The organism is Nocardia sp. NPDC057663, assembly GCF_042799895.1.
In the GTDB taxonomy this organism is placed as follows: domain Bacteria; phylum Actinomycetota; class Actinomycetes; order Mycobacteriales; family Mycobacteriaceae; genus Nocardia.
Map to the genome: position 1 here is coordinate 613,452 of NZ_JBHVHX010000001.1, position 18,609 is coordinate 632,060.

Below are 18,609 nucleotides of genomic sequence, written 5' to 3' on the forward strand. Positions count from 1 at the left end.
CACCGCGCGCCGCCCGCCCCGCCCGCGGGGCGGGGGGGGCCCACCGGGCCCGCCAACTCTCCCTCCCCCCCGGGGGGGGGGGTGCCGCGGGGGCCCCCCCGCGGCCCCCCCGGCCGCGCCCCGCGGAGCTAGCATCGCGAGGGTGACCGAACGCCCCCAACGCGTGTGGATCGACAAGCAGCATCCGGCGATCTTCAAAGCACTCAGCGCGACCGCCGCCGAGATCCGTGCCGCCGCCGCGGCCGCGGGCATCGAGCGCAGGCTGATCGAGCTGATCAATCTGCGGGTCTCCCAGATCAACGGCTGCCCGTACTGCCTCGACGTACACGAACACGCGGGCCTTGGCGCCGGATTGTCCGCGCAGGAGATCGCGGTGCTGCCCGCGTGGCGGCGCGGCGGCACCTATTGCGCGGCCGACCGGGCCGCGCTCGGGCTGGCCGAGGCGGTCACCACCCTGCCCGACGAGGAGCGCACCGATCGGGAATACGAGATCGCGCGCGAGCATTGGTCCGATGAACAGATCTCGGTGATCGTCTGGATCGCCGTCGCGATCGGTGCGTTCAACCGCGTATCGATCCTGAGCGCGCACCCTGTTCCGGTGCGGAAGGAGCGCAAGAAGATGCCCGAGACCACCCCCGCCCAGCCCGCCTCGACCGAGCCGCAGCGCCGGGTCGCGCGCAACGCGGACAAGAACCGCTACGACGTGTTCTACGACGGCGAACTGGCCGGCTTCGCCGAGTACGTCGAGCGCGACAACGACACCGATTTCATCCACACCGAGATCGACGGCGCCTTCGCGGGCAAGGGCCTGGGCAGCGTGCTCGCCCGCCAGGCCGTCGAGGACGTGATCGCGCGCGGGCGCACCATCACCGCGCACTGCCCGTTCATCCGCGGCTGGCTGGACAAGCACCCCGAGTACGACGCGCATGTGGTCGGCAAGGGCATCGCGAAGTGAGTGACCTGGAGGCCGATCCCGCCGAGGCGCTGTGTGAGCCGTCGCCGAGTCCGGGACCGATCACCGAGTTATACCCCGCCAGGGAGGTACCGCTCGGTGGGGTGCGCGGGGTATACGTGGAACGCACACTGCCGCAACGTGATCTGCCGACCGTCGGGGCCTGGTGTTTCCTGGACCGATTCGGTTCGCCGACCGTCACCCGGACCGGAGCCTCCCCGGATATCCTGCCGCACCCGCACATCGGCTTGCAGACGGTGACCTGGCCGTTCGACGGCCGAATCCGGCACCGGGATTCGGTCGGCTCCGACGTCGAGATCGAACCGGGGCAGCTGAACCTGATGACCTCGGGTCGCGGCATCGCGCATTCGGAGTTCGGCGTCCCCGGCGCGCACGCGGGCAACGGCCTGCAACTGTGGATCGCGTTGCCCGGCACCGCGACCGGTGTCGAACCGCACTTCGAGCAGCATCGCGAGCTGCCCGTGTACGAGGAGCCTGGGGTGCGGGCCACCGTCCTGATCGGCTCGCTGGGCGGGGCCACCTCACCGGCGAAGGCCTACACCCCGCTCGTGGGGGCCGACATCGTGCTCGATCCCGGCGCCGAGGTGCGACTGCCGCTCGAACGCGCCTTCGAGCACGCGGTACTGGTGATCGAGGGCAGCGTCGAGGTCGACGGGACCGAACTCACCCCGGGCCCGCTGCTGTACCTGGGCACCGATCGCGCCGACCTGCGTCTCTCGGCCGCCGCCGGTGCGCACCTCGCGCTCATCGGCGGCGAGCCGTTCACCGAGGAACTGGTGATGTGGTGGAACTTCGTCGGCCGCAGCCACGACGAGATCATCGCGGCCCGCGAGGCCTGGGAAGCCCACGACACCAGCCGTTTCGGCGAGGTCCCCGGGCACGGCCCGGCGGAACGGATCCCCGCGCCGCCGCTGCCACCGCTGCGCCTGAAGCCACGCAAGCGTGCCACCGGCTGCACCCACCGCTGATCCGGCACCGCTTCCCCGCGGCGCCGGATCAATCGGTAGTCAGCGGCCTTCGACCAGCAGGGCGTCGAGGGCGCGGTAGCTGTCGTTGAGGCCGGATTCCATCCCGGAGGCGAGCATGCCTGCGCATTCGTCGGCGGTGTGGAAGATGCTGTCGGTGACCACGCGGGTGCGGCCGTTGCCGAGGTCGACGAAGGTCGTCGAGTCGATCGAGATGTGCGCGGGCATGCCGTCCCATTCGAAGGACTGCACGATCTTCTCCTTCGGGGTGATCTCCCGGAAGCGGCCCTCGAAACCGTAGGACTCGTCGCCCTCGTGCTCGACGAAACGCCAGTGCCCGCCCTTGCGGAATTCCCAGCGTTCGACGTCGACCACGTGGCCGCGGCCCCACCAGCGCGAGAGCTGCTCGATCCGGCTGTAGGCGTTCCACACCCGGTCCAGCGGTGCGTCGAAATCGCGTTCGATGTGGACTTCGCGGTCCGAGGTCGAGGTGATGACCGCGTCGTTGGTGGTTGTACTCATTGCTCTGTCTCCGATCGTTGCAGGAATTCACCGAGACGGTCCATCCGGGCTTCGAGCATCTGCCGATAACCCTGCATCCAGGCCACCTCCCGATCGAAGACGTGCTCGCCGATCCGGCAGTACCGGACCCGCCCACGCTTCTCGGTGACCACCATGCCCGCGTCCTCGAGCAACCCGATGTGCTTCTTGATGCCGGTGAGGGTCATCTCGAACCGCTCGGCCAACTCGCTGATACTCGCGGGCCCACGACCGAGGTGCTCGAGTATCCCCCGCCGGGTGGGATCCGCGAGCGCCCCGAACGAGGCATTCAGGAAATCATACTGAACCATCTAGTTCAGTATTGCGCGCGCCGCGGCGGGGGTCAAGGGTCGCCGGAGATTTCCGAAAACCCTGGACCCGCTTCGGGATTTACTACTACGCTTCGTCGTAGACAACGGCGTTCGAGGGGGATCTCATGGACAAGACCACGTGCTGCATCGTCGGCGGCGGACCGGCCGGAACGATGGCGGGCCTGCTGCTGGCCAGGGCGGGCGTGGAGGTCACCGTGCTGGAGAAGCACCCCGACTTCCTGCGCGATTTCCGCGGTGACACAGTCCACCCGTCGACCGTGCGGCTGCTCGACGAACTCGGGCTCGGCGCGGACTTCGCCCGGCTGCCGCAGTCCGCGCTGACCAGGATGTGCATGTACGCGGGCGATCGCATGGTCATCGCCGCCGATCTCACCCGGATCCCGGGCCGGTACCGCCACATCGCGATGGTGCCGCAGTGGGACTTCCTCGATCTGCTGGTGAGCGCCGCCGCCGTGGAACCGACGTTCACCCTGCGGATGCGGTCGACCGTCACCGGGCTGATCCACGAATCCGACGCGGTCACCGGCGTCCGCTACCGCGACGCCGACGGCGCCGAGCACGAACTGCGCGCCGATCTCGTGATCGCCTGCGACGGACGTGATTCCGTGGCGCGCGAGGCCGCCGGCCTGCGTCAGCGGATGGAGGAGGTGCCGATGGACATGTGGTTCTTCCGCATCCCGAAGGCCGCGGACGACACCGGGGGCGGCGCCGTGCAGGCCCGCTTCACCAGCGGAAACTCGGCGGTGGCGATCGATCGGGGCGACTACTACCAGACCGGCTACATCATCGAGAAGGGTTGCGACGCAACGCTGCGGGCCGCCAACGAAGTGCAGTGGCTGCGCGATCGCGTCACCGAACTCTTCGGCTGGTCCGACGAGGCGACGACGGCCATCCGTTCCTGGGACGACGTCAAACTGCTCGAGGTGACGGTCGGCATGCTCGATCGCTGGTACGTGCCCGGCCTGCTGTGCATCGGCGATGCGGCGCACACGATGTCACCCGTCGGCGGTGTCGGCGTCAACCTCGCCGTGCAGGATGCCGTCGCGGCGGCGCGCATCCTCGCCCAGCCGCTACTCGACGGCACGGTGCAGACCGCCGACCTGGAGAAGGTGCAGCGCAGGCGGATGCTGCCCGCCAGCTTCACCCAGCGCTCCCAGCGCGGCGAGCACGACATGCTCATCGCACCCGCGCTACGCGGTGAGCTGCGCACCGCCCCGCTGCCGCTGCGGGTCGTCGATGCCGTGCCGATGCTGGCCGGACTCGTCGCCTACCTCGGCGGAATCGGGATCCGCCCGGAACACGCACCGGATTTCGCGCGCCGCCCACCGAGCGGGGCAGACCGGCCCGCTGCGGCCCGCTGACCGTGCGGAACCACCTCGGCGATCGGACCCGAAGACCGACAGCGCCCTTGTGATCCTCGTGACGCCGACGCCGAGCGGCCTCGCGACAACTTCCCGAAAACCCTTCCAGCGGTTAGGTTTGCCGCGACGAACGGGACGAATCGGTCCCGGGTGAATTCAGCGGGAGGCTTGCGGGATGAGGATCGGCACTGTGGTTGGCGCGGCGCTGCTGGCGGTGGGAGTCACCCTGTCCGCCACGGGAGTCGGCGCCGCCGAGCCCGGACCCGTCGGCACGCAGCCCGGCATCACGCCACTGCCGGCGCAGCCCACCCAATCGGTCCCGGCGGGCACCCAGCCCGGCATCACGCCGCTGCCGGCCTTGCGCAGTGTCGACAGGGGCGTGAACTACCAGGTCGGGGTGTCCGAGGATCGGCGTGCCACGGTGACGACGCTCGACGCGGGCAAGTTTCAGCTCGCGCACGACGCGAAGGTCGTCACCGTCACCGATGCCTCCGGCGCGGTGATCGCCGCGCTGCCGATGGTCGTGCGCCTCGGTGAGCACGCCGTGCCGCTCACCCCCGCGATCGACGAGGCGGGCACCCGCCTCACGCTCACCCCGGTCGGCGAGGCCGATGCGCCGGTGCGCGAGATCAGCGCCCAGGAGCAGTTCTACGCCGAGACGGCGCGCCTGCAGCCGCAGATCATCCAGGGCGCGGCGATCGGGGCTGCCATCGGCTTCGTTCTCGGATTCCCGCTCGGACTGTTCGTCCTGGACTTCATCACCGTCCCGGTCGCGACCGTGGCGGGCGCCGCGATCGGCGCGATGGCCGGGTACGCGATGGCGGGCGGGCAGCCGGCGATCGACACCGCGCTCGCCTACGTCACCGGGGCGCCCTGAGCTCTCACGACGCCGGACTGAGGCGCCGGCTGCCGATCACGCGCAGCAGCGCCGTCTTCTCGGCGGCATCGGTCGAGACCTCGGCGCCCGGCGGCGCCGGCTGAGATCGAGGCCGCCGCGCCTGCGGAGGTGGTCGCCGGCGAGCGGTACGAGGCCGCACCGGTGGCCATACTCGACGGCTAGCGCTGAGCAGCGCCGTAACCCTCCGCTACCGTGGTCAGGAGGAGACTCCGCGCTGTCGCCGAAGGCGCACTTTGTGAGTGGGTGGTGAGAGACGTGTTCGACCCGCTGGCCGATATCAACCGGGCCCTGGCCGAGCAGGCCGGCTGGACGTGGTTCGACGACTACCTGCTGTACACGTGCGGGGTGGCCGAACTGATCGCGGCCGGGCGGGTCGCGCAGATCCCCTCCGCCGCTACGCGGGTCCGGCTGGAGCCCGGCGAGACCTGCTTCGCCGACGGCGGGGTCCACTGGTTCACCTGGCGTGGCGTCGGGGACGGTCGCTGGTCGCGGGGCCGTGTGCGCGCCGACGGGCAGACGCCGCTGGGCGCGGCCGCGCACCTGGGCAATGCGGTGCGCAACGAGACCAGGCGATCCCGGGCCGAGGCCGCGGCGCAACCGCGGTGGGTGGCCGAACGGCCGGGGTCGGCGATGATCTCGAATCGGCGGATTCACCTGGCGAATCCGGAGCGGTCGTTCTCGCTGTACTGGTCGGCACTGGAGAGTGTCGACCTCACCGCGCCGGACCTGGTCGGCTGCCGTTTCCCGGACCGGAACGGCACCATGCAGCAACTACAGATCCGCAGTGCGTGGGCGCCACTGATCTTCGTCACCGCGGCGTTGCAGCACTTTCCGCATCATCCGCTGCTGCGGACCGGGACGTGGCTGCCCGCCGGGTTCGAGGACAAGTGCCACCTGGCGGGCAAGAAGTGCCCGAAGGTGCGCACGCTCTAGCGTTGCCGCGCCCGGTAGGCCGCGACGGCATTGCGATTGCCGCAGGCAGTGCTGCAGTAGCGGCGGGAACGGTTGCGGGACAGGTCAAGAACCAGGCCTTCGCAGGTGTCGTCGGCGCAGATCGACAGGCGGCTCAGGTCGTCGGCACGGATCAGGTCGATCATCGCCATGGCGGTCTCGACGGCGATGCGGACCGGCAGCGGGGCCTCGGGTGGCACGGCGTGGACGTGGTAGTCGACATCGCCGTGCCGGACCAATTGCGGCACCGCGCGATGCTCGGCGAGGGTCTCGTTCACCAGGGTGACAGCGGTGTCGCGGTCGCTCATGAGCATGCGGCGCAGCGGGGCGCGTAAGCCCCGCACGGCGGCCAGTTCCGCGGCATCGCCGGTATGCACGCCGGTGTAGACGTGCCGGTCGAAGAACTCGTCGAGCTGCGCGGTCTCGGTCAGCGTGTCCGGGTCTTCGGCGGAGTTGACCAGTTCGACCGCCGCCAGCAGCGCCGCCTCGGTGTCATGAGCAAAAACCACATTGACATATTACCGCAGGCTCCTTACCGTCATTAGTCATGGCGACTTTGACCCATGACAGCATGACCCGGATGCGGTCCGGACTGATGCTCGCGCTGGCCTCCGCCACCTCGTTCGGCCTGTCCGGCCCGCTCGCCCGCGGGCTGATGAATGCCGGATGGAGCGCGGCGTCCGTGGTCGCCGTGCGGGTGCTCCTGGCCGGGGTCGTGCTGTTGCCACTGGCGATCCCCCAGTTGCACGGCAACTGGAATCTGGTGCGCGCCAACGCGAAACTCATCACCGCGTACGGCCTGGTCGCTGTCGCAGGCACCCAGCTGGCCTACTTCAACGCCGTCGCGCACATGGCCGTCGGCGCGGCATTGCTCATCGAATACACCGCCCCGATCGCCGTCGTCGGCTGGTTGTGGGTGCGGCACCGGCAGCAGCCAGGGGCGGCGACCATCGCGGGCGCGGTACTCGGCATCACCGGCCTGCTGCTGGTTCTCGACGTGGCGTCGGGCCTGTCCACCGATCCGATCGGCATCGCGTGGGCCCTGGCCGCGATGGTCGGCGCCGCAGCATATTTCGTCCTCTCCGCCCAAGGCGGCGACCTCCCCGGCACCGTCCTCGCCGCGGGCGGCCTGCTCATCGGCGGCGTCACCTTGCTCCTGGCAGGCATGGCGGGCATCGTCCCCCTGCACGCCACCACCAACCCGGTCGTCTTCGCCGACTTCACCACCCCCTGGTGGATCCCGGTCCTGCTCATCGGCATCGTCACCGCAGCCATCGCCTACGTCACCGGTATCGCCGCCACCCGCCGCCTCGGCTCCCGCCTGGCCTCCTTCGTAGCCCTCACCGAGGTCCTCGCCGCCCTCTTGTTCGCCTGGGCCCTACTCGGCGAAGCCCCCGGCCCGATCCAGCTGCTCGGCGGCGCACTGATTCTCATCGGCGTGATCACCGTCCGCCTCGGCGAACCCGAACCCGTCGCCCTCGGCGACCCCGAGGCGCAGACCGCCGCCGACGAGATTCCGACGACGGCCCGGCCCGAGTCGTAATCCGCGCCTGATTGCCGATCGAGCCGCACCATTTCCCGTCCCGATTCGCCGGTGCTAGAGCTCTTCCGAAGCCCTTTCAGCCGGATCCGGATAGTCCTGCGACGAGCGAATCCATTCGATCCGTGGACGCCCGCCCACACCGTCGAACTCGAGAAAGACTGCGTGCTGGTAGCCGAGCTGCTCGATGAAACTACCGAGCTTGATGTAGTCGAGTTCACGAGCTCGCGATGAGACGCGCCCCTTCTTGGCTTCCAGCACAAGGACATTGCGACGGGTGAACTGACCGCGCGGGGCGTGGACGATCAAATCCGGTACGACTGGGTGAAGTTCGTCGCGCCCCTCGCGAATCAGCCACAGCTGCTTACGCAACACCGCGAATCCCAAGCGCGAGACACGGTCGTATTCGACATCCGCCCGGAAACTTCCGGGCAGCTCAGCCAACCGCCGATTCAGCACAGCTGCGATGTGCGCCACCACAGTTCGCTCGTGTACCGCATCAAGAACCAGATCCGGGCAGTCCGCCCAAACCTGCCTGATCGCAGCACGAACCAGACTCTCTATCGACAGGTCGTCCGCAGGTTCGAGCACACGACAGATAGTCCCATCACCCACCGACATCACCTGACCAATGGCTTCGCCACTCCGACTCACCGGATCGACCGTCGACTGACCACACGGATGCGGCCGAGCAAGCCGACTGGCGTGCTGACGAAATCGCCGTGCTCCGCGGTGATGAAGAAGAGATTTCCGGCGCTCTCGGTACCAGCGCGGGAGTTCGGAGTCTTCACCGCTTGGTGGGACTGACCGAGCTGACCTGATCCGTATCGCCCCATACCGAATCTCTACCGCCCCGGTGGGAGGTGCACACTACTGTCGGCTTGCGGTCGGCGATCCCGAGGCGGGAGGCCACCACTGCCAACTGACCACAAACCTGGCCCGCTTGACATAAGTTGTGACTTATACTTGCTGGGTGGAATGGGAGATCGTGCTACTGGAACCGGTTGATCGCTGGTTCATGAAGCTGTGCGAGTCCGACCCGGCCTCAGCAGCCTTGATCGAACAGGCGTTGGACCGACTCGCCGCAGTCGGTCCTGCGCTGGGCAGACCTCTAGTCGATACCCTCGAACACAGTCGGCTGAAGAATCTGAAGGAACTGCGCCCGGCTCACGTGGACGCTCGGAGATTCGGATGCTCTTCGTATTCGATCCGGACCGTCGAGCGATCATCCTGGTCAGCGGGGACAAAGCTGGACGGTGGTCCCACTGGTATGACGACGCGATTCCGTTGGCAGAACATCGCTATGCCGACTACCGCGTCGAGAAGGCGAAGGAGGAACGATGACTGGCGCACGTAATTGGCGTGAGGTGAAGGAAGAAGCCCACCGGTTGCATCCGGAACTGGCCGACCCACAGGTTCAGGCAGCAGCTGCGGCGCAGCTGGATGGCAGAATCGCCGGGCACCACCTCAAAGAGCTCCGCCAGACGATCGGCAAAACGCAGGCCGAACTCGCCGCCGCCCTCGGCGTCAGCCAGGCACGAATCTCGCAGATCGAAAACGGCGACCTCGCCGCCATGGAACTCGACACCCTCCGCGCCTACGCCCGCGCACTCGGCGGACACGTGGACATCAGCGTCAGCGTCGGACCACACACGATCAAAGTGGCGTAGTCACCCCGCTCACCACGACAAATCGGCCCCCGCTCCGAAGAGCGGGGGCCGAATTGGTTTGCCTGGCTACTGCTTAGCGGTAGTCGCTGAAGCCGTAGTCGTCCAGCGGCACTGCGGCGCCGGTGGTGGTGCCGAAGGTGTCCGGCGAGTAGTAGGTGTCGTCGTAGGACGGCACCGCGTACGCGGCGGCGCGGGCTTCTTCGGTCGGCTGCACCTGGATGTTGCGGTAGCGGTTGATACCGGTACCGGCCGGGATGAGCTTACCGATGATCACGTTCTCCTTCAGGCCGATCAGCTTGTCGGAGCGGCAGTTGATGGCCGCGTCCGTCAGCACTCGGGTGGTCTCCTGGAAGGAGGCCGCCGACAGCCACGAATCGGTGGCCAGCGACGCCTTGGTGATACCCATCAGCACCGGACGGCCGGAGGCGGGCTCGCCACCCTCGGCCACCACGCGACGGTTCGAGGACTCGAACTCGGCACGCTCGGTGAGCGAACCGGGCAGGAACTCGGTCGCACCCGAATCGATGATCGTCACGCGACGCAGCATCTGGCGCACGATGACCTCGATGTGCTTGTCGTGGATCGACACACCCTGCGAGCGGTAGACCTCCTGGACCTCGTGGACCAGGTGGACCTGCACCTGACGGGGACCCATCACGCGCAGCACCTCGTGCGGATCGGCAGCGCCCTCGAGCAGCTGCTGACCCACCTCCACGTGGTCACCGTCGGCCAGCAGGCGCTCGGTGCCGTCGTCGTGCTTGAACACACGCAGACGCTGACGCTTCGAGAGCTTGTCGTAGACGACCTCGTCCGACCCGTCATCAGGGATGATCGTGATCTTGTAGAAGCGGTCGTCGTCCTCGAGGCGCACCCGGCCCGAGACCTCCGCGATCGGCGCCTTGCCCTTGGGGACACGGGCCTCGAAGAGCTCCTGGACACGCGGCAGACCACCGGTGATGTCGTCACCCGCGACACCACCCTGGTGGAAGGTACGCATGGTCAGCTGGGTACCCGGCTCACCGATGGACTGGGCGGCGACGATGCCGACGGCCTCGCCGATGTCGACCAGCTTGCCGGTGGCCATCGAGCGGCCGTAGCAGGTGGCGCAGACGCCGGTGCCGGTGGTGCAGGTCAGCACGGAGCGGACCTTCACCTCGGTGATACCGGCCTCGAGCAGCGCCTCCAGGGCCGGGTCGCCGAGATCGGCGCCCTTGGCCACGACGACGTTGCCGCCGGCGTCGACCGCGTCGGTCGCCAGGGTGCGAGCGTAGGTCGAGGTCTCGACGTGCGCGTCCCGGATGAGCGAGCCGTCGGCCTGCTTCTCCGCGATCGGCACGACGATGCCGCGCTCGGTGCCACAGTCGTGCTCGCGCACGATGACGTCCTGCGAGACGTCCACCAGACGACGGGTCAGGTAACCCGAGTCGGCGGTACGCAGCGCGGTGTCGGCCAGACCCTTACGAGCACCGTGGGTGTTGATGAAGTACTCGAGCACGGTCAGGCCCTCACGGAACGAGGACTTGATCGGGCGCGGGATGAACTCACCCTTGGGGTTCGTCACCAGACCCTTCATACCGGCGAGGGTACGAGTCTGGGTGAAGTTACCGGTCGCACCCGAGTCGACGATCGTGATGATCGGGTTGTCGGCCGGGTAGTGCTTGCGCAGCGCCGTACCGACCTCTTCGGTCGCTTCCTGCCAGATCTTGACCAGGGCGTTGTTGCGCTCCTGGTGATCGAGCGCACCACGCTGGTACTTCTTCTCGATCTGATCCGCCATGGCCTCGTACCGCTCCATGATGTCGGCCTTCTCCGGCGGAACGAGCACGTCCGACATGGAGACGGTGACACCCGAACGCGTGGCCCAGTAGAAGCCGGCGTCCTTGAGCTTGTCGACGGTCTGCGCGACGACGATCATCGGGTAGCGCTCGGCCAGATCGTTGATGATCGTGGCCTGCCGCTTCTTCGGCATCGGCTCGTTGATGAACGCGTAGTCCGCCGGGAGCAGATCGTTGAACAGCACGCGACCCAGGGTGGTCTCGGCCAGCCACGCGTCACCACGATGCCAGCCCTCCGGGAAGAGCTCCGCCTCGATCTCGCGCGGCGGGCGCTGCTCGGTGAGGCGCACCTTGATCATCGAACGCACGGTCAGCTCACCGCGGTCGACGGCCATCTGGGCCTCGGCGGGCGAGGAGTACACGCCCTGCTCCGGCTCGTCTTTGTCGGCGGCCTTGTAGGTGCCGACACCCTTCTCGTCGAGACGAGTCAGGTAGAACAGGCCGGTCACCATGTCCAGACGCGGCATCGCCAGCGGGCGACCCGACGCCGGGGACAGGATGTTGTTCGACGACAGCATCAGGATGCGCGCCTCGGCCTGCGCCTCCGCGGACAGCGGGAGGTGCACGGCCATCTGGTCACCGTCGAAGTCGGCGTTGAACGCCTCACACACGAGCGGGTGCAGCTGGATGGCCTTGCCTTCGACCAGCTGGGGCTCGAAGGCCTGGATACCCAGGCGGTGCAGGGTGGGCGCGCGGTTCAGCAGCACCGGGTGCTCGGCGATGACCTCTTCGAGGACATCCCACACCTGGGGACGCTGACGCTCGACCATCCGCTTGGCGGACTTGATGTTCTGCGCGTGGTTGAGATCCACCAGACGCTTCATGACGAACGGCTTGAACAGCTCGAGCGCCATCAGCTTCGGCAGACCGCACTGGTGCAGCTTGAGCTGCGGGCCGACCACGATGACCGAACGGCCCGAGTAGTCGACACGCTTGCCGAGCAGGTTCTGACGGAAACGACCCTGCTTGCCCTTGAGCAGATCGCTCAGCGACTTCAGCGGGCGGTTACCCGGTCCGGTGACCGGACGGCCGCGACGGCCGTTGTCGAACAGCGCGTCGACGGACTCCTGCAGCATCCGCTTCTCGTTGTTGACGATGATCTCGGGCGCGCCCAGATCGATCAGTCGCTTGAGACGGTTGTTGCGGTTGATCACGCGGCGGTACAGGTCGTTCAGGTCGGAGGTGGCGAAACGGCCACCGTCGAGCTGAACCATCGGGCGCAGCTCCGGCGGGATCACCGGAACGGCGTCGAGCACCATGCCCATGGGCGAGTTGCCGTTGGTCTGGAAGGCCGCGACGACCTTGAGCCGCTTGAGCGCGCGCAGCTTCTTCTGGCCCTTGCCCGAGCGAATGGTCTCGCGCAGGTTCTCGGCCTCGGCGGCGATGTCGAAGTTCTCCATCAGCTTCTGGATGGACTCCGCACCCATGGCGCCGGTGAAGTACTCGCCGTAGCGGTCGACGAGCTCGCGGTAGAGCACCTCGTCGACGATGAGCTGCTTGACCGACAGCTTGGTGAAGGTCGTCCAGATCTCGTCGAGGCGGTCCAGCTCACGCTGGGACCGGTCGCGCAGCTGACGCATCTCGCGCTCGCCGCCGTCCTTGACCTTGCGACGCACGTCGGACTTGGCGCCCTCGGCTTCCAGCTCGGCCAGGTCGGCCTCGAGCTTCTGTGCACGAGCCTCGAGATCGGCGTCGCGCTGATCGGCGACGGCCTTCTTCTCGACCTCCATCTCGGCCTCGAGGGTGCTGAGCTCGTTGTGGCGCAGCTCCTCGTCGACACCGACGATGACGTAGGCGGCGAAGTAGATGATCTTCTCGAGATCCTTCGGCGCCAGATCCAGCAGGTAGCCCAAGCGCGACGGAACGCCCTTGAAGTACCAGATGTGGGTGACCGGTGCGGCCAGCTCGATGTGACCCATCCGCTCACGACGCACCTTGGCGCGAGTCACCTCGACGCCACAGCGCTCACAGATGATGCCCTTGAAGCGGACGCGCTTGTACTTGCCGCAGTAGCACTCCCAGTCCCGGGTGGGGCCGAAGATCTTCTCGCAGAAGAGCCCGTCCTTCTCCGGCTTGAGCGTGCGGTAGTTGATGGTCTCCGGCTTCTTGACCTCGCCATAGCTCCACTGGCGGATGTCTTCAGCGGTGGCCAGGCCGATCCGGAGTTCATCGAAGAAGTTGACGTCTAGCACGTAACTTCCTTTCCCCTGTTCGGGTCGAATTCGAGCAAAAGTTCACTAGTTATCGATCGCGGTGTGCGGGTGGCTGTCGGAACAGCCACCCGCGTCACCACCTAGTTCGCCAAATCGTCGACGGTGGCCGCTTCGTTCCTGGACAGGTTGATGCCCAGGTTCGCCGCGGCGCGCTCCAGATCCTCGTCGTCGCCGTCACGCATCTCGATCGCGGCGCCGTCCGAGGACAGCACTTCCACGTTGAGGCACAGCGACTGGAGTTCCTTGAGGAGCACCTTGAACGACTCCGGAATGCCCGGCTCCGGAATGTTCTCGCCCTTGACGATCGCCTCGTAGACCTTCACACGGCCCACCACGTCGTCGGACTTGATGGTCAGGAGCTCCTGCAGCGTGTACGCCGCACCGTAGGCCTGCATGGCCCAGCACTCCATCTCACCGAAACGCTGACCACCGAACTGCGCCTTACCACCCAGCGGCTGCTGCGTGATCATCGAGTACGGACCGGTCGAACGGGCGTGGATCTTGTCGTCGACCAGGTGGTGCAGCTTCAGGATGTACATGTAACCGACCGCGACCGGGTACGGGAACGGCTCGCCGGAGCGGCCGTCGAACAGGGTCGACTTGCCGTTCTCGTCGACCATGCGCTCACCGTCACGGTTGGGCAGCGTCGATGCGAGCAGACCGGTCAGCTCGTCATCCTTGGCACCGTCGAAGACGGGCGTCGCGATGTTCGAGTCGGCCGGCGCGGCCAGCATCTCCTCGGGCAGCGTGGCAGCCCATTCGGGACGGGTGCCGTCCGCGGCCACGTCGATATTCCAGCCGGCCTTACCAATCCACCCGAGATGGGTTTCCAGGATCTGGCCGATGTTCATACGACGCGGAACACCGTGGGTGTTCAGGATGATGTCGACCGGCGTGCCGTCAGGCATGAACGGCATGTCCTCGACGGGGAGGATCTTGCCGATGACGCCCTTGTTGCCGTGGCGACCGGCGAGCTTGTCGCCGTCCTGGATCTTGCGCTTCTGGGCCACGTAGACGCGGACCAGCTCGTTGACACCGGGAGGCAGATCGTCGTCGTCCTCGCGCGAGAACACGCGGATGCCGATGACCTTGCCGGACTCACCGTGGGGCACCTTCAGCGAGGTGTCGCGCACCTCGCGCGCCTTCTCACCGAAGATCGCGCGGAGCAGGCGCTCCTCGGGGGTCAGCTCGGTCTCGCCCTTCGGGGTGACCTTGCCGACCAGGATGTCGCCGTCGCGGACCTCGGCACCGATGCGGATGATGCCGCGCTCGTCCAGGTCGGCCAGCACCTCGTCGGAGACGTTCGGGATGTCCCGGGTGATCTCCTCGGCGCCCAGCTTGGTGTCGCGGGCGTCGATCTCGTGCTCTTCGATGTGGATCGAGGTGAGAACGTCCTCTTCCACGAGGCGCTGCGACAGGATGATCGCGTCCTCGTAGTTGTGGCCTTCCCACGGCATGATCGCGACGAGCAAGTTCTTGCCCAGCGCCATCTCACCGTTCTCGGTGCAGGGGCCGTCCGCGAGGACCTGCCCCTTCTCCACCCGGTCGCCCTCGTCCACGATCGGACGCTGGTTGGAGCAGGTGCCCTGGTTCGAGCGGTTGAACTTGCGCATCCGGTAGGACTTGCGGCTGCCGTCGTCGGCCATCACGGTGACGTAGTCGGCCGAGACCTCCTCGACCACACCCGGCTTCTCGTTCACCACGACATCACCGGCGTCGACCGCGGCGCGCAGCTCCATACCGGTACCCACGATCGGGGACTCGGAACGGATCAGCGGCACGGCCTGACGCTGCATGTTCGCGCCCATGAGGGCACGGTTGGCGTCGTCGTGCTCGAGGAACGGGATCATGGCCGTCGCGACCGACACCATCTGGCGCGGCGAGATGTCCATGTAGTCGACCTGAGCCGGCGTCACGAACTCGACCTCTTCGCCCGCACGGCGGACGAGGACCTTCTCCTCGAGGAAGCGGCCTTCGGCGTCGACCGGGGAGTTGGCCTGCGCGCGAACGTAGCGGTCTTCCTCGTCGGCGGTCAGGTATTTGACCTCGTCGGTGACCTTGCCGTCGACGACCTTCTGGTACGGCGTCTCGATGAAGCCGAACGGGTTGACCCGCGCGTACACCGACAGCGAACCGATCAGGCCGATGTTCGGGCCTTCCGGGGTCTCGATCGGGCACATGCGGCCGTAGTGCGACGGGTGGACGTCGCGGACTTCCAGGCCGGCACGCTCACGGGACAGACCGCCGGGGCCCAGCGCCGACAGGCGGCGCTTGTGGGTCAGACCCGACAGCGGGTTGTTCTGGTCCATGAACTGCGACAGCTGGGAGGTTCCGAAGAACTCCTTGATCGCGGCGACGACCGGGCGGATGTTGATCAGGGTCTGCGGCGTGATCGCCTCGACGTCCTGAGTCGTCATCCGCTCGCGGACCACGCGCTCCATGCGGGACAGGCCGACGCGGATCTGGTTCTGGATCAGCTCGCCGACGGTGCGCAGACGACGGTTACCGAAGTGGTCGATGTCGTCGATCTCGACGGGGACCTCTTCGCCACCGGGGGCGGTCATCGAGCGGTCACCGGCGTGCAGACGCACCAGGTACTCGATGGTGGTGACGATGTCTTCCTTGGTCAGCACCGAGGAGATCACCGGCTCGTGCACGTGGATGCCGAGCTTCTTGTTGATCTTGTAGCGACCGACGCGCGCCAGGTCGTAGCGCTTCTCCTTGAAGAACAGGTTCTCCAGCAGGGTCTGCGCGGACTCCTTGGTCGGCGGCTCGCCCGGACGCAGCTTGCGGTAGATGTCGAGCAGCGCCTCGTCCTGGCCGGGCGTGCTGTCCTTCTCCAGGGTGGACATCATGATCTCGGAGAAGCCGAAACGCTCGACGATCTCCTCGGTGGTCCAGCCCAGCGCCTTGAGCAGCACGGTGACCGGCTGACGGCGCTTGCGGTCGATGCGGACACCGACGGTGTCGCGCTTGTCGACGTCGAACTCGAGCCACGCGCCGCGCGACGGAATGACGCGCACGCTGTGCAGGTCCTTCTCGGTGCCCTTGTCGATGCTGTGATCGAAGTAGACGCCCGGGGAGCGGACCAGCTGCGAGACGACGACGCGCTCGGTGCCGTTGATGATGAAGGTGCCCTTGTCGGTCATCATGGGGAAATCGCCCATGAAGACCGTCTGGCTCTTGATCTCGCCGGTGTTGTTGTTGATGAACTCCGCGGTGACGAACAACGGCGCCGCGTAGGTCATGTCCTTCTCTTTGCACTCATCGATAGAGGCCTTGACCTCTTCGAAGCGCGGATCGGAGAACGACAGGGACATCGAACCGGAGAAGTCCTCGATCGGCGAGAGCTCCTCGAGCACCTCCTCCAAGCCGCCTGCGAGACCGACGTCGCCGCGTGCGGCCGCCTTCTCACGCCAGTCGGGAGTACCGACCAACCAGGCGAACGAGTCCGTTTGTAGGTCGAGAAGTCCGGGCACCTCCAAGGGCTCACGGATCTTCGCGAACGAAACCCTCAACGGGGCTCCGGGGATTCCAGCCTTGGTCTGGGTGGAGACTGCCAAGATGCGTCCTTCCAGCACCTCACGCGCGTCGCGTGGTGGTCCGCGACCGTCGCTTGTCTGCTACGAATTCCGCTGGTTACAACCCGAACGAAACCCGAACAGGCAGCAGCGGAAGTAACACCGGAAGGTGGAACTTACGAGTGCGAATCAAGGTGTGGACAGGAGGCAGCCAGCGCAACGTCCAAACTTACACCCACATACCCGGGGGTGTCAACGTACCATCCGTGCGACCGCTCACACGGCAAACGCGCCGAACTCCCGTGACGCTGGCCGCGTCGGGCGTTCTGGGCGCTGAAGCCCCTGTAACAGCTGACGCTGCTGTGAATAGGGTGACGGTTCGCGCCCGCCTCGTCAAGTGGCGCGGCGCGGTCTGTCCGAGAAGTGAGATCGACTGGCGCGCTGGGCATCCCCGTCCGGAACCGCGGTCATTTTACTCGCGACACGCCGTGTGCGCCAACTCGCGTTACCGCCGCTCAGCGCCCGTTTTCCGGTCACGCCGCGCCGCCACCGCCCCCTGAACGCACCACGAGCCCCGACCGGGCGGTCGAGGCTCGTGGTGGGAGCGAAAGTCGCTCAGCCGTTGATCTGGCCGTGCGGAATCGTCTTGGTGTCGAACTGAGCGGTGGGGTGCTCGCTGCCGTAAGCGGCCATCACCTGGGTGTCGTCGGCGGTCTCGTCGAGCGACTCGCGGATCGCCACCTGGGCCGCGTGCGGCAGGGTGTGCATGATCTCACGCACCCGCGCCTGGCGACGGAAGACCGCCTGGCGAACGGGCATGCCCGGCTCCGCCTTCATCTGCGGGATGATGCCCTCGATCTCCTCGGCGCCACCGTGGTGGTGACCGGCGTCGACGAGCGCCTGCTCGCGCGCCATCTGCGCCTCGTCCTTCTCCTCGGACATACCGATCGGGCCGATCATGCGGCCGTTGAGGAACTGCTTGACCACCGGCTCGTCGCTGGTCAGCAGCACCTCGCGCGGGCCGAACATGACCAGCTGGCGGCGGAACAGCATGCCGATGTTGTCCGGCACGGTACGAGCCAGGTTGATGTTGTGCGTCACGATCAGGATCGTCGCGTCGATCTGGGCGTTGATGTTGAGCAGCAACTGCGCCAGGTACGAGGTACGCACGGGGTCCAGACCGGAGTCGGGCTCGTCGACCAGGATGATCTGCGGGTCGAGGACCAGGGCGCGGGCCAGGCCGGCACGCTTGCGCATACCGCCGGAGATCTCGCCGGGGAGCTTGTTCTCGGCGCCGAGCAGACCGGTCAGCTCGAGCTTCTCCATGACGATCTGCCGGATCTCGGATTCCGACTTCTTCGTGTGCTCACGCAGCGGGAAAGCGATGTTGTCGAACAGATTCATCGAGCCGAACAGCGCGCCGTCCTGGAAAAGGACGCCGAACAGCTTGCGGATCTCGTAGAGCTCCTTGTTGGAGCAGGTGGTGATATCGGTGCCATCGATGAAGATGGACCCGCGCTCCGGCCGCAACAGACCGATGAGCGACTTCAGGAACACCGATTTACCCGTACCCGAAGGGCCGAGCAGGGCGCTCACCTCACCCGAAGGGAGCGTGATCGACACGTCCTGCCAAATTCGCTGCGAACCGAAGGACTTGGTAACACCCTCGGTCCTGACCTCGACGCCCACGCCTACCTCCATTGTTCCCTGCGAGCACCCCACCCGCTGACCGCGCGCTCACATCACGGCGGTGCGTCACGACACTGTGGGTCCGGTCACTGTAACCCATGAGTGAGACGGGGCACACCCC

The 18,609-nt window shown here is 66.9% G+C and carries 15 protein-coding genes and 1 pseudogene; 9 read left to right on the top strand and 7 right to left on the bottom strand.

Going from position 1 to position 18,609, the window contains the following annotated elements:
* Positions 1 to 142: 142 nt before the first annotated feature.
* The 3 genes and pseudogenes from ACFVAV_RS02715 to ACFVAV_RS02725 all read left to right on the top strand — a co-directional run.
* Positions 143 to 604, top strand: a pseudogene (locus ACFVAV_RS02715) (carboxymuconolactone decarboxylase family protein); the annotation flags it as partial.
* Between the two features lie 15 nt (positions 605 to 619).
* Positions 620 to 955: a GNAT family N-acetyltransferase gene (locus ACFVAV_RS02720; RefSeq protein ID WP_379029928.1), complete on the top strand. Its 336-nt coding sequence runs from the start codon at positions 620 to 622 to the stop codon at positions 953 to 955.
* Positions 952 to 1,941 (top strand): pirin family protein, encoded by a 990-nt coding sequence (locus ACFVAV_RS02725; protein WP_379028818.1) that lies wholly within the window; start codon positions 952 to 954, stop codon positions 1,939 to 1,941. The genes ACFVAV_RS02720 and ACFVAV_RS02725 overlap by 4 nt, the downstream gene beginning before the upstream one ends.
* A 39-nt stretch (positions 1,942 to 1,980) precedes the next feature.
* Here the strand turns inward: ACFVAV_RS02725 and ACFVAV_RS02730 are convergent, their stop codons facing one another.
* Positions 1,981 to 2,460, bottom strand: a complete 480-nt coding sequence (locus ACFVAV_RS02730) for an SRPBCC family protein (RefSeq protein ID WP_379028821.1) — start codon at positions 2,458 to 2,460, stop codon at positions 1,981 to 1,983.
* Positions 2,457 to 2,789, bottom strand: a complete 333-nt coding sequence (locus ACFVAV_RS02735; RefSeq protein WP_379028824.1) for an ArsR/SmtB family transcription factor — start codon at positions 2,787 to 2,789, stop codon at positions 2,457 to 2,459. The genes ACFVAV_RS02730 and ACFVAV_RS02735 overlap by 4 nt, the downstream gene beginning before the upstream one ends.
* Before the next feature lie 125 nt (positions 2,790 to 2,914).
* Between ACFVAV_RS02735 and ACFVAV_RS02740 the strand changes: the two genes are divergently transcribed.
* The 3 genes from ACFVAV_RS02740 to ACFVAV_RS02750 all read left to right on the top strand — a co-directional run bounded on the left by ACFVAV_RS02740 (position 2,915) and on the right by ACFVAV_RS02750 (position 6,002).
* Entirely contained in the window at positions 2,915 to 4,171 is a 1,257-nt protein-coding gene (locus tag ACFVAV_RS02740; RefSeq protein WP_379028827.1) for an FAD-dependent oxidoreductase, read from the top strand.
* 175 nt (positions 4,172 to 4,346) lie between these two features.
* Positions 4,347 to 5,048, top strand: a complete 702-nt coding sequence (locus ACFVAV_RS02745; protein WP_379028830.1) for a hypothetical protein — start codon at positions 4,347 to 4,349, stop codon at positions 5,046 to 5,048.
* 267 nt (positions 5,049 to 5,315) lie between these two features.
* Positions 5,316 to 6,002 carry a hypothetical protein gene (locus ACFVAV_RS02750; RefSeq protein ID WP_379028833.1) on the top strand — a complete coding sequence of 229 codons (687 nt, stop codon included), beginning with the start codon at positions 5,316 to 5,318 and terminating at the stop codon, positions 6,000 to 6,002.
* On the opposite strand, the gene ACFVAV_RS02755 is transcribed toward ACFVAV_RS02750, so the two are convergent.
* Positions 5,999 to 6,529: a CGNR zinc finger domain-containing protein gene (locus ACFVAV_RS02755; protein ID WP_379028836.1), complete on the bottom strand. Its 531-nt coding sequence runs from the start codon at positions 6,527 to 6,529 to the stop codon at positions 5,999 to 6,001. The two genes, ACFVAV_RS02750 and ACFVAV_RS02755, sit on opposite strands and share 4 nt — an antisense overlap.
* A gap of 38 nt (positions 6,530 to 6,567) precedes the next feature.
* On the opposite strand from ACFVAV_RS02755, the gene ACFVAV_RS02760 reads away from it, so the two are divergent.
* Positions 6,568 to 7,563 (top strand): DMT family transporter, encoded by a 996-nt coding sequence (locus tag ACFVAV_RS02760; RefSeq protein ID WP_379028839.1) that lies wholly within the window; start codon positions 6,568 to 6,570, stop codon positions 7,561 to 7,563.
* Between the two features lie 54 nt (positions 7,564 to 7,617).
* Here ACFVAV_RS02760 and ACFVAV_RS02765 read toward each other — a convergent pair whose 3' ends face one another.
* Positions 7,618 to 8,151 carry a hypothetical protein gene (locus tag ACFVAV_RS02765; RefSeq protein WP_379028842.1) on the bottom strand — a complete coding sequence of 178 codons (534 nt, stop codon included), beginning with the start codon at positions 8,149 to 8,151 and terminating at the stop codon, positions 7,618 to 7,620.
* A 600-nt stretch (positions 8,152 to 8,751) separates the two neighbouring features.
* On the opposite strand from ACFVAV_RS02765, the gene ACFVAV_RS02770 reads away from it, so the two are divergent.
* Positions 8,752 to 8,904 (top strand): type II toxin-antitoxin system RelE/ParE family toxin, encoded by a 153-nt coding sequence (locus ACFVAV_RS02770; protein WP_379028845.1) that lies wholly within the window; start codon positions 8,752 to 8,754, stop codon positions 8,902 to 8,904.
* Positions 8,901 to 9,230 (top strand): helix-turn-helix domain-containing protein, encoded by a 330-nt coding sequence (locus tag ACFVAV_RS02775; protein ID WP_379028848.1) that lies wholly within the window; start codon positions 8,901 to 8,903, stop codon positions 9,228 to 9,230. Before ACFVAV_RS02770 ends, ACFVAV_RS02775 begins: the two co-directional genes overlap by 4 nt.
* Before the next feature lie 73 nt (positions 9,231 to 9,303).
* Here the strand turns inward: ACFVAV_RS02775 and ACFVAV_RS02780 are convergent, their stop codons facing one another.
* The 3 genes from ACFVAV_RS02780 to ACFVAV_RS02790 all read right to left on the bottom strand — a co-directional run bounded on the left by ACFVAV_RS02780 (position 9,304) and on the right by ACFVAV_RS02790 (position 18,500).
* On the bottom strand, positions 9,304 to 13,257 hold the full coding sequence (locus ACFVAV_RS02780; protein WP_379028851.1) for a DNA-directed RNA polymerase subunit beta': 3,954 nt from the start codon (positions 13,255 to 13,257) through the stop codon (positions 9,304 to 9,306).
* Positions 13,258 to 13,358: 101 nt separating this feature from the next.
* On the bottom strand, positions 13,359 to 16,859 hold the full coding sequence (locus tag ACFVAV_RS02785; RefSeq protein WP_379028854.1) for a DNA-directed RNA polymerase subunit beta: 3,501 nt from the start codon (positions 16,857 to 16,859) through the stop codon (positions 13,359 to 13,361).
* 555 nt (positions 16,860 to 17,414) lie between these two features.
* Complete coding sequence (locus ACFVAV_RS02790; RefSeq protein ID WP_379028857.1) at positions 17,415 to 18,500, bottom strand: ABC transporter ATP-binding protein; 1,086 nt, start codon at positions 18,498 to 18,500, stop codon at positions 17,415 to 17,417.
* Positions 18,501 to 18,609: the final 109 nt, after the last annotated feature.

Bases quoted from the DNA above. Each gene is read 5' to 3' on its own strand.
- ACFVAV_RS02720 (WP_379029928.1), top strand. From the start codon at position 620: ATGCCCGAGACCACCCCCGCCCAGCCCGCCTCGACCGAGCCGCAGCGC.
- ACFVAV_RS02730 (WP_379028821.1), bottom strand. From the start codon at position 2,460: ATGAGTACAACCACCAACGACGCGGTCATCACCTCGACCTCGGACCGC.
- ACFVAV_RS02735 (WP_379028824.1), bottom strand. From the start codon at position 2,789: ATGGTTCAGTATGATTTCCTGAATGCCTCGTTCGGGGCGCTCGCGGAT.
- ACFVAV_RS02740 (WP_379028827.1), top strand. From the start codon at position 2,915: ATGGACAAGACCACGTGCTGCATCGTCGGCGGCGGACCGGCCGGAACG.
- ACFVAV_RS02745 (WP_379028830.1), top strand. From the start codon at position 4,347: ATGAGGATCGGCACTGTGGTTGGCGCGGCGCTGCTGGCGGTGGGAGTC.
- ACFVAV_RS02760 (WP_379028839.1), top strand. From the start codon at position 6,568: ATGGCGACTTTGACCCATGACAGCATGACCCGGATGCGGTCCGGACTG.
- ACFVAV_RS02770 (WP_379028845.1), top strand. From the start codon at position 8,752: ATGCTCTTCGTATTCGATCCGGACCGTCGAGCGATCATCCTGGTCAGC.
- ACFVAV_RS02775 (WP_379028848.1), top strand. From the start codon at position 8,901: ATGACTGGCGCACGTAATTGGCGTGAGGTGAAGGAAGAAGCCCACCGG.
- ACFVAV_RS02790 (WP_379028857.1), bottom strand. From the start codon at position 18,500: ATGGAGGTAGGCGTGGGCGTCGAGGTCAGGACCGAGGGTGTTACCAAG.